We start from the raw sequence: 9,310 nt of genomic DNA, 5'->3' as shown, positions 1-9,310 counted from the left end.
GGCATCCTGGAAGGCTTGACGGAATTCATCCCCGTGTCCAGCACGGGCCACCTCATCCTGGTCGGCGACTGGCTCAATTTCGATTCGGGCGACGGCAAGGTGTTCGAGGTGGTCATCCAACTGGGATCCATCCTGGCCGTGATGTGGGTGTTCCGCGCCCGGCTGCTTCAGCTGATCCGCGGCACGCTGACGGGCGTGCCCAGCGAGGTGGCCTTCACCCGCAACCTGATCCTGGCATTCCTGCCGGCGGCAGTGATCGGCGCAATCTTCATCAAGACCATCAAATCGGTGTTCTACCACCCGGCGGTGGTGGTGGTGACGCTGGTGCTGGGCGGGCTGATCATGCTGTACGTCGAACGCCGCACGCGCCACACGCCGGGCGATGCGCCGGGCGCCGCCGACGACACCGCCTCGGACGAGCGTGCCTCGGCCCACACGCTTGAGCAGATCACCTGGAAGCAGGCGTTGGGCGTGGGCGTGGCGCAGTGCTTTGCGATGATTCCCGGCACCTCGCGGTCGGGCGCCACCATCATCGGCGGCATGATCGCCGGCATCCAGCGCAAGACCGCCACCGAATTCTCGTTCTTCCTGGCCATGCCGACCATGTTGGGCGCGGCGGCCTACGACATGTACAAGAACTTTGGCCTGCTGACCCAGCACGACCTGTCGGGCATCGCCGTCGGCTTCATCGCGGCGTTCCTGAGCGCGATGGTGGTGGTGCGCGCGGTGCTGCGCTTTGTGGCCAACCACACGTACCGCGTGTTCGCCTGGTACCGGATCATCTTCGGCGGCATCGTGGCGGCCTGGATTTTCACGCGCTGATTCCTTCCCGCCACGGCGGGCGCAGAAATAACAAGGGCCGCTTCAAGCGGCCCTTGTCGTTGACTGGCGCGGGTCTGGTGGCGCCTACGCTTCCGTTTCCAGGTCGTAGAACTGCAGCCCGTCGCGGTCGATGACCAGCCAGCCGCCGCGCGGGGGCGACACGTGGTCGCAGTCCCAGTCGGGCAGCACCCAGCGCTCGCGCTTCTGGCCGTCGATATCGAGTACGTGGCGGTTGGGGCGATGCGTGTGGCCATGCACCAGCACGCGCACGCCCGTCTCGCGGAAGATCGATTCGATGGCGCCTGCGTTGACATCCATGATTTCCATGGATTTCGTCTGGTTGGCCGCCTGGCTTTCGCCGCGCGCCTGCTGCGCCATGGCCAGCCGCTCGGGGATGGTCTTGGCCAGGAACTCGGCCTGCCATTGCGGGTTGCGGACCATCTTGCGGAACTGCTGGTATGCGGCGTCGTCCGTACAGAACTCGTCGCCGTGCGTCAGCAGGACCTGGCCGAAATCGGTTTCCAGCAGCGCCGGCTCGGGCAGCAGGCTGGCGCCCACGGCCTTGGCCAGTTCCTCGCCGATGAGGAAATCACGGTTGCCGCGGCCCAGCCAGACCGGGATGCGGGCGGCCGTAGCGCGCAGCGCCACCAGCACCGTGGCAAGCCACGGCGGGGCGGCGCGAATCACGTCGTCGCCGATCCAGGCGTCGAAAATGTCGCCGGGCAGCAGCAGGGCTGCCGCCTCTTCCTCTGCCGCCTGCAGAAAGGCCAGGAAGGCCTCCGAGGTGGCCGGCGTGGCCGGCCCCAGGTGCAGGTCGGATGCCAGCCAGACCGGGCCGGACAGGGGGATCTTATTCAAGAACTTCGGCCTTCTCGATGATCACGTCTTCGTTCGGCACGTTCTGGTGGAAGCCCTTGTTGCCGGTCTTCACGCCCTTGATCTTGTCGACGACGTCCGTGCCTTCGGTGACGGTGCCGAACACGGCGTAGCCCCAGCCGTTCGGCGTGGGCGACGTGAAGTTCAGGAAGTCGTTGTTGGACACGTTGATGAAGAACTGGGCGGTGGCCGAGTGCGGATCGCTGGTGCGGGCCATGGCCAGGGTGTACTTGTCGTTCTTCAGGCCGTTGTTGGCCTCGTTTTCGATGGGGGCATGGGTCTGCTTTTGCTTCATGCCGGGTTCGAAACCGCCGCCCTGGATCATGAAACCGTCGATCACGCGGTGGAACACCGTGCCGTTGTAGAAGCCTTCCTTGACGTAGGTCAGGAAGTTTTCGACGGACTTGGGCGCCTTGGCGGCGTCCAGGGTGATGACCATGTCGCCTTGGTTCGTTTGAAGCTTGACGCGGGGATTGGTGCTCATGGTTTTGGTGCCTTCGGAGGTGGAGGGGGAAGAAGATGCTGCGGGGGCGGCGCTGACGAACGCCGGAGCGAATGCAGCCAGTGCGAACGAGCACGCCGTCAGGCGCAGCAGGTGTAGAGGGGAGTAACGGGACATCATTTGCCTTGTTTATCCTTCAACATTGTTTCAACTTCGCGGACCTTTTCCCGCATGCCAGGCACGCCGTCGCTGGCGGCCTCCTTGTAGGTGCGCAAGGCCTGCAGCAGTTGCAGGTCACCGAGGTTGGCGCGGGCGGCGGCGTAGTTCGGGTCCGCGCGCAATGCCATCTGGAGGGCATCCTGCGCACGGTCGAGTTCGCCGCGCCCAGCATATAGAGCCGCCAGATTGTTCCAGGGTTCCGGCAATTCCGGGAACCGCGTGGTCATATCGTTGTAGATGTCGATGGCTTCGTTCGTGCGGTCCAGCGCGGCGAGGGCGCGCGCGTGCTGGAACATGAGCTGCACGTCGGTGCCGCGCTGGTCCTTGATCTCGGCCTGGCGCTTTTCGATCATGGCCAGCGCTTCCGCGTTTTCGCCGCGGCTAAGCATGCGCTCGATGTGCGTCGTGATCTGCGAAGCGGATGGGATCAGCCGGGTGTCCACGCCGGGTTTGGCGGCTTCCAGCAGATTGGCCAGGGCGTCCCAGCCGCCTTCGGGCGGAATCGGGTCCAGGGTGGTGCGGCTGGCGTTGGGGTTCGCTCCCGCGCCGCCGCTCATCGACTGGGCAAGGGCGACGCCCGCCGGCGCGCCGGCCAAGGCCAGGGCGAGCAGGGCAACGCAAAAACGCGGCTTGATAGTCACGTGGGGTTCCGTTAAAAGTCTTGGCCAGCCGGCGCTTACGCGCGCGACCGGGCCGCTTGCTATACTTGACGACCGCCATTTTAGCCCCGGTTGGGTTTTTGGCTCGACCATCGCGTACAAGGCTTGTTCAAGGCAGTAAGAATAGGGCCATCAGAGCGGGGGCCATCAGAGCGTCCGCCGAGGTCCGCGAACCGATCCCGCATCAACAGGACTGCCGGAACTGCATTGCCAACGGGGCGGCAATGTAAATGGGGCGGCGAATTGGGCGGCACGCGTTGACGGTATTGTCCGTCGACAGCAACTTTCCGAAACCGCCACGGAACACTAAACGAAATCTATCGCGCCATGCTGCAAATCTACAACACGTTATCGCGTACCAAAGAACCGTTCAAACCGGCACAGGCCGGCCAGGTGCGCATGTACGTGTGTGGCATGACCGTGTATGACTTCTGCCATCTGGGCCATGCCCGCATGCTGGTGTCGTTCGACGTCGTGCAGCGCTGGTTGCGCGCCAGCGGCTTGTCTGTGGATTACGTGCGCAACATCACGGACATCGACGACAAGATCATCCGCCGCGCGGTCGAAACGGGCCGCCGCATCGGCGAAGTCACCGAGTTCTATATCGACGCCATGCACGCTGACGAGCGCGCGCTGGGCGTCGAATCCCCCGATCGCGAGCCCCGCGCCACCCAATACGTGGGCGAGATGCTCGACATCATCGGCAAGCTCGAAACCAACGGTCTGGCCTACCAGGCCGAAGACGGCGACGTGAACTACGCCGTGCGCGGTTTTCCCGGCTACGGCAAGCTGTCCGGCAAGACGCTGGATGACCTGCGCGCCGGCGAGCGTGTGGCGGTGGGGTCCAGCAAGCGCGATCCGCTGGACTTCGTGCTCTGGAAGTCCGCCAAGGCCGAGGAACCCGCCGACACCAAGTGGGAATCGCCCTACGGTCTGGGGCGGCCGGGCTGGCACATCGAGTGCTCGGCCATGAGCAAGTCGCTGCTGGGCCTGCCGCTCGACATCCACGGCGGCGGTCCGGACCTGAAATTCCCGCACCATGAAAACGAGATCGCCCAGACCGAAGGGGCGTTCGGCGGCACGCTGGCCAATATCTGGATGCACTGCGGTCCGCTGATGGTCGACTCGGACAAGATGTCCAAGTCCCTGGGCAACTTCCGCACCATTCGCCAGACCGTCGCGCAAAGCGAGCCGGGCGCCGACCAGTCCGAATACCAGGTGAACCCGCGCGAAGCGGAAATGGTGCGCTTCTTCATTGTGCGCAACCACTACCGCAGCCCGCAGAACTACACGCCGGACAACCTGATCGACGCGCAAAACGCACTGGATCGCCTGTACCAGGCCTTGCAGAACGTGCCGGCCGACGATCAGGGCATCGACTGGAACGAGCCGCAGGCGCAGGCCTTCAAGGCCGCGATGGATGACGATTTCAACAGCTCGGGCGCCGTGGCCGCGCTGTTTGAACTGGCCTCCGAGGCCAACCGCACCAAGAGCGCGCGCAGCGCCGGGCAGATGAAGGCGCTGGCCTCGCTGCTGGGCCTGCTGCAGCAGGCGCCCGCCACGTACTTCCAGTCCGCCACCCGCTATTCCGCGGCCGCCATCGAGCAAGGCGCGCGCAGCACGCTGGACGCCGACGCCATTCAATCGCTGATCGACGCGCGCGCCGCCGCCAAGGCTGCCCGCAACTTCGCCGAGGCCGACCGCATCCGCGCCGAACTGCGCGAATCCGGCATCGAGCTGGACGACAAACCGGGCGGCCTGACGCAATGGCGCCGCGCGTGACCCCGCAGGATACGCCGGCCATGTCCACCGCAGATCTCGAGATTCCCAAGCCTGAATACTGGGAAGCCGCCGTGGCGCACCTGATGCGCCGTGACCGCATTCTGAAAAAGATCATCCCCCAGCACCCGGAGGTCTGGCTGACCTCGCGCGGCACGCCCTTCATCACGCTGGCGCGGGCGATTATCGGGCAACAGATTTCCCCCAAGGCGGCCGATGCCGTCTGGACCAAGTTCATCGACGCCGTGGGCAAACGCCCCACGCCCGTCGCCGTGCTGCGCGTCGGCCTGGACGGCCTGCGCAAGGCCGGACTGTCGCAACGCAAGGCCGAGTACGTGCTCGACCTGGCCGTGCATTTCGGCGAACGCCGGGTCCATCCCGAGAAATGGGCGGCCATGGACGACGAGGCCGTCATTTCGGAACTGGTCGCCATCCGCGGCATCGGACGCTGGACGGCGGAGATGTTTTTGATTTTCAATCTACAGCGGCCTGATGTCCTGCCGCTGGATGATCCTGGGTTGCTCAAGGCAATCTCGCTACACTATTTCAGCGGCGAGCCTGTCTCTCGCTTCGAGGCTCGCGAAGTCTCGTTGGCGTGGCAACCCTGGCGTACCGTGGCAACCTGGTATCTGTGGCGCAGTCTGGAACCGACGCCGGTCCAATACTGACGCAAACCAGGCAGCCCATCTACGGAACCACACTACATGCGCAATACATTTCTGGAATTTGAACAGCCGCTCGCCGAGCTTGAGAACAAGATCGAGCAGCTGCGCTACGTGCAGGCCGATTCGGCAGTAGACATCTCCGATGAAATCGGACGTCTGCAGCAGAAGAGCCAGACGCTCGCCAAGGAGATCTACGCCAAGCTCACGCCCTGGCAGACGGCTCTCGTCGCGCGTCACCCCCAGCGTCCGTACACGCTGGACTACGTGCGTGAAATGTTCACCGACTTCCATGAACTGCATGGCGATCGCATGTACGCCGACGACCAGTCCATCGTGGGCGGTCTGGCGCGCTTCAACGGCACGCCGTGCATGGTCATCGGCCACCAGAAGGGCCGCGACACCAAGGAGCGCGCCGCGCGCAACTTCGGCATGCCGCGCCCCGAGGGCTATCGCAAGGCCCTGCGCCTGATGCGCCTGGCCGAAAAATTCGGCATTCCCGTCTTCACCTTCGTGGACACCCCGGGCGCCTATCCCGGCATCGGCGCCGAAGAGCGCGGCCAGTCCGAAGCCATCGGCCACAATCTTTACGCCATGGCCGAACTGAAAGTCCCGTTGATCTGCACGATCATCGGCGAAGGCGGTTCGGGCGGCGCGCTGGCCATTGCCGTCGGCAACGCCGTGCTGATGCTGCAATACGCCACCTACGCCGTGATTTCGCCGGAAGGCTGCGCGTCCATTCTCTGGCGCAGCGCCGACAAGGCCCCCGAGGCCGCCGACGCGCTGGCCATCATCGCGCCCCGCCTCAAGGATCTGGGTCTGGTGGACCGCGTGGTCAACGAACCCGTGGGCGGCGCGCACCGCGACCCCCGCGTCATGGCGCGCCTCTTGCGCCGCGCGCTCGGCGACGCCCTGCGCCAGCTTCAGGGCCTGACGCCCGAACAGCTCGTCGAGCAGCGCCTCCAGCGCGTGCGCTCGTACGGCGCCTTCCAGGAAGTGCGCGCGTAAGGCGGGCAGGGCGCCGGCCTTCAGCCGGCGCCGCGGCCCCCGCGCCCTCTCTCCCATGACTGACGTCCCGCCGCCCGGCACCAATCCTCGGGCCGACGCGGGCGCCATTTCCTCCCTGCCCATCTCCACCGCGCTTGCCGCGGTGTTGCGCCAGACGCTCCAGGCACTGCCCGCGCGTCCGCGCCGCATTGCCGTGGCGTTCAGCGGTGGGGCGGACTCGGCCATGCTGGCCGTGCATGCGGCCGCCGTCGCGCCGCTGCTGGGCATCGAGGTGATCCTTTTCCATGTGCACCACGGCTTGCAGGCGCAGGCGGATGAATGGGCGCAACAAGGCCAGGCCCTGGCCGCAAGACTGACGGTCCCGCTTATCGAGGCGCGCGTCCAGGTCGAGCCGGCCAGCGGCAAAGGCATCGAAGCCGCCGCGCGCGATGCGCGTTATGCCGCGCTGGCCCGGTTGGCGCAGGAGCACGGCGTCCACCACATCCTGCTCGCCCACCATCGCAACGATCAGGCGGAAACCGTGTTGCTGCGCCTCTTGCGCGGGACCGGGCTGGCGGGCATGGCGGCCATGTCGCCGGTGGCGCAGCGGGGCGACGTGTCGTATCTGCGTCCGTGGCTTGAGCAGGATCGCAGCGTGATTCTGGACGCGGCGCAGGAAGTGGAAGCAGCCATCGGCTGGCGCGCCGTGCAGGACCCCACCAATGCCGATCCGCGCTATACCCGCGCCGCGCTGCGTGAGTTGCTGGCGCCCGTGCTGGATGCGCGGTGGCCCGGCTGGCGCGGCATCGTCGCTCGCCACGCGCGGCACATGGCCGAAGCGGCCGAGATTCTGGACGAAGTCGCCCGTGAAGATTTCGCGCGGCTTGATCCCAGTGCCGATGACGTGAGTTTTTCGCTGCAGGCGTGGCGCGGGCTTTCGCCTGCCCGGCAGGCGCAGGTGTTGCGGTTTTGGCTGGAGCGCAACGGGGCGCGGATGCCCACCGATGCGCGCATGGCGGACCTGCTGCGTCAGCTTCGCGGCCTGCACAGCCTGGGCCATGACCGGCAATTGAGGGTAGAGCAGGCGGGGCACGTGATCCGCTGCCATCGCGGCCGAGTGTGGGTGGAGCGTCGGGGCCACGCCGGTTCGTAAACCGGTAGAAAATCCGTATGTGATCCGGTACCTAAGCCAACTTGAGGCGGGACGTCAGCCACTCCGACTTGGATCCGTGTCGACCAGCCCGGCGCGGCATTTAGCCACGAAATGGACATAAATCTGCGCAATCTGCGCAAATTTTTACCGTCGCGCTAGAATATATGGTTTTGCCCGTCAACACTTGCGGCGGGTATCCAGCCAGAGTACGAGATGTCCCTGATCGTTCACAAATATGGCGGTACTTCGATGGGCTCGGTCGAGCGCATCAGAAACGTGGCGCGTCGCGTCGCAAAGTGGCACGCCGCCGGCCACCAAGTTGTTGTTGTCCCGTCCGCCATGGCGGGCGAGACGAATCGTCTGCTGGGTCTGGCGCGCGAGCTCTCGCCCCAGCCCGACGGCCGCGAACTCGACATGATCGCCGCCACCGGCGAGCAAGCCAGCAGCGGCCTTCTGGCCATTGCCTTGCAGGCCGAAGGCGTGTCCGCGCGCAGCTATGCCGGTTGGCAAGTGCCCGTGCGCACCGATTCGTCGTTCACGAAAGCCCGCATCACGTCCATCGACGACGCCCGCGTGCGCGCCGATCTGGACGCCGGCCGCGTGGTCATCGTGACGGGCTTCCAGGGCATCGACCCCGACGGCCACATCACGACGCTGGGCCGCGGCGGCTCCGACACCTCGGCCGTGGCCGTGGCAGCGGCCATCAAGGCCGACGAATGCCTGATCTACACCGACGTGGACGGCGTCTACACGACCGATCCGCGCGTGGTGCCCGAAGCGCGCCGCATGTCCGTCGTTTCCTTCGAGGAAATGTTGGAAATGGCCTCGCTGGGTTCCAAGGTGCTGCAGATCCGCTCGGTCGAATTCGCCGGCAAATATCGTGTTCCGGTCCGGGTCCTGTCCTCGCTGACCGACCCCCTTATCCCGCTCGAGGAAGAAATGGTCTCGGGCACGCTGATTACTTTTGAGGAAGACGAAAAAATGGAAGCCGCCGTTGTCTCCGGCATCGCCTTCAGCCGCGACGAAGCCAAAATCACCCTGCTGGGCGTTCCCGACAAACCCGGCATCGCATTCTCCATCCTGGGGCCCGTCGCCGCCGCCAACATCGACGTCGACATGATCGTGCAGAACCAGTCCGTGGCCGGCACGACCGACTTCTCGTTCACCGTCAACCGCAACGAATTTGCGCGCGCCGTGGACCTGCTCAAGCGCGAAGTCATCCCCGCCGTGGGCGCGCGTGAACTGTCCACCGACGAAAAGGTCGCCAAGGTCTCCATCGTCGGCATCGGCATGCGCTCGCACGTCGGCGTCGCCAGCCTGATGTTCCAGACGCTCTCGCAAGAGGGCATCAACATCCAGATGATCAGCACCAGCGAAATCAAGACCTCGGTCATCATCGACGACAAGTACATGGAACTGGGCGTGCGCGCGCTGCACAAGGCCTTCGGCCTGGACCAAGCGCCTGCCACCAAGGTCTGAAGAATCAGGTCCGGCACGATTTTTTTGCGTGAACGCCGCATTCGCGGGCAAGAGCCAAAAAAATCGTGCTAGAATCTCGTTCTCTTTTCGGAGACGTGCCCGAGAGGCTGAAGGGGCTCCCCTGCTAAGGGAGTATGTGGCTAAAAACTGCATCGTGGGTTCGAATCCCACCGTCTCCGCCAAAGACACTTGCACCAGTGAACAAAGGTTGCCTCAAGACCCGCATAGCTTA

9 protein-coding genes and 1 tRNA gene are annotated in these 9,310 nt (G+C 65.1%); 7 read left to right on the top strand and 3 right to left on the bottom strand.

Annotation, left to right across the window (positions count from 1 at the left end; all coding sequences use genetic code 11):
* Window positions 1-822, top strand: an 822-nt coding sequence (locus tag RT697_RS25905; protein ID WP_313702515.1) for an undecaprenyl-diphosphate phosphatase, incomplete at its 5' end; no start/stop codon positions are given.
* A gap of 84 nt (window positions 823-906) precedes the next feature.
* Here the strand turns inward: RT697_RS25905 and RT697_RS25900 are convergent.
* The 3 genes from RT697_RS25900 to RT697_RS25890 all read right to left on the bottom strand — a co-directional run bounded on the left by RT697_RS25900 (window position 907) and on the right by RT697_RS25890 (window position 3,000).
* Entirely contained in the window at window positions 907-1,680 is a 774-nt protein-coding gene (locus RT697_RS25900; protein ID WP_313702514.1) for a UDP-2,3-diacylglucosamine diphosphatase, read from the bottom strand.
* The gene (locus RT697_RS25895; protein WP_313702513.1) at window positions 1,673-2,182 is read right to left on the bottom strand and encodes a peptidylprolyl isomerase; all 510 of its coding nucleotides are present in this window, start codon (window positions 2,180-2,182) and stop codon (window positions 1,673-1,675) included. The genes RT697_RS25900 and RT697_RS25895 overlap by 8 nt, the downstream gene beginning before the upstream one ends.
* A gap of 134 nt (window positions 2,183-2,316) precedes the next feature.
* Entirely contained in the window at window positions 2,317-3,000 is a 684-nt protein-coding gene (locus RT697_RS25890) for a tetratricopeptide repeat protein (RefSeq protein ID WP_313702512.1), read from the bottom strand.
* Between the two features lie 345 nt (window positions 3,001-3,345).
* Between RT697_RS25890 and cysS the strand changes: the two genes are divergently transcribed.
* The 6 genes from cysS (at window position 3,346) to RT697_RS25860 (ending at window position 9,260) form a co-directional block, all read left to right on the top strand.
* The gene (cysS, locus tag RT697_RS25885; protein ID WP_313702511.1) at window positions 3,346-4,800 is read left to right on the top strand and encodes a cysteine--tRNA ligase; all 1,455 of its coding nucleotides are present in this window, start codon (window positions 3,346-3,348) and stop codon (window positions 4,798-4,800) included.
* 20 nt (window positions 4,801-4,820) lie between these two features.
* Window positions 4,821-5,465 carry a DNA-3-methyladenine glycosylase gene (locus RT697_RS25880; RefSeq protein ID WP_175124237.1) on the top strand — a complete coding sequence of 215 codons (645 nt, stop codon included), beginning with the start codon at window positions 4,821-4,823 and terminating at the stop codon, window positions 5,463-5,465.
* A gap of 36 nt (window positions 5,466-5,501) precedes the next feature.
* A complete protein-coding gene (locus RT697_RS25875; protein WP_175124236.1) occupies window positions 5,502-6,467 on the top strand; it encodes an acetyl-CoA carboxylase carboxyltransferase subunit alpha in 966 nt (321 codons plus the stop codon).
* Window positions 6,468-6,612: 145 nt separating this feature from the next.
* On the top strand, window positions 6,613-7,599 hold the full coding sequence (tilS, locus tag RT697_RS25870) for a tRNA lysidine(34) synthetase TilS (protein ID WP_313702516.1): 987 nt from the start codon (window positions 6,613-6,615) through the stop codon (window positions 7,597-7,599).
* A gap of 213 nt (window positions 7,600-7,812) precedes the next feature.
* Entirely contained in the window at window positions 7,813-9,078 is a 1,266-nt protein-coding gene (locus RT697_RS25865; RefSeq protein WP_056563512.1) for an aspartate kinase, read from the top strand.
* 89 nt (window positions 9,079-9,167) lie between these two features.
* A tRNA-Ser gene (locus tag RT697_RS25860) sits at window positions 9,168-9,260 on the top strand.
* Window positions 9,261-9,310: the final 50 nt, after the last annotated feature.

The organism is Achromobacter sp. (genome assembly GCF_032113835.1).
GTDB lineage: Bacteria > Pseudomonadota > Gammaproteobacteria > Burkholderiales > Burkholderiaceae_B > Achromobacter.
Note: the sequence above shows the minus strand (reverse complement) of the source record. Positions and strands in the feature narration are given on the sequence as shown.

Bases quoted from the DNA above. Each gene is read 5' to 3' on its own strand.
- RT697_RS25895 (WP_313702513.1), bottom strand. From the start codon at position 2,182: ATGAGCACCAATCCCCGCGTCAAGCTTCAAACGAACCAAGGCGACATG.
- cysS (WP_313702511.1), top strand. From the start codon at position 3,346: ATGCTGCAAATCTACAACACGTTATCGCGTACCAAAGAACCGTTCAAA.
- RT697_RS25880 (WP_175124237.1), top strand. From the start codon at position 4,821: ATGTCCACCGCAGATCTCGAGATTCCCAAGCCTGAATACTGGGAAGCC.
- RT697_RS25875 (WP_175124236.1), top strand. From the start codon at position 5,502: ATGCGCAATACATTTCTGGAATTTGAACAGCCGCTCGCCGAGCTTGAG.
- RT697_RS25865 (WP_056563512.1), top strand. From the start codon at position 7,813: ATGTCCCTGATCGTTCACAAATATGGCGGTACTTCGATGGGCTCGGTC.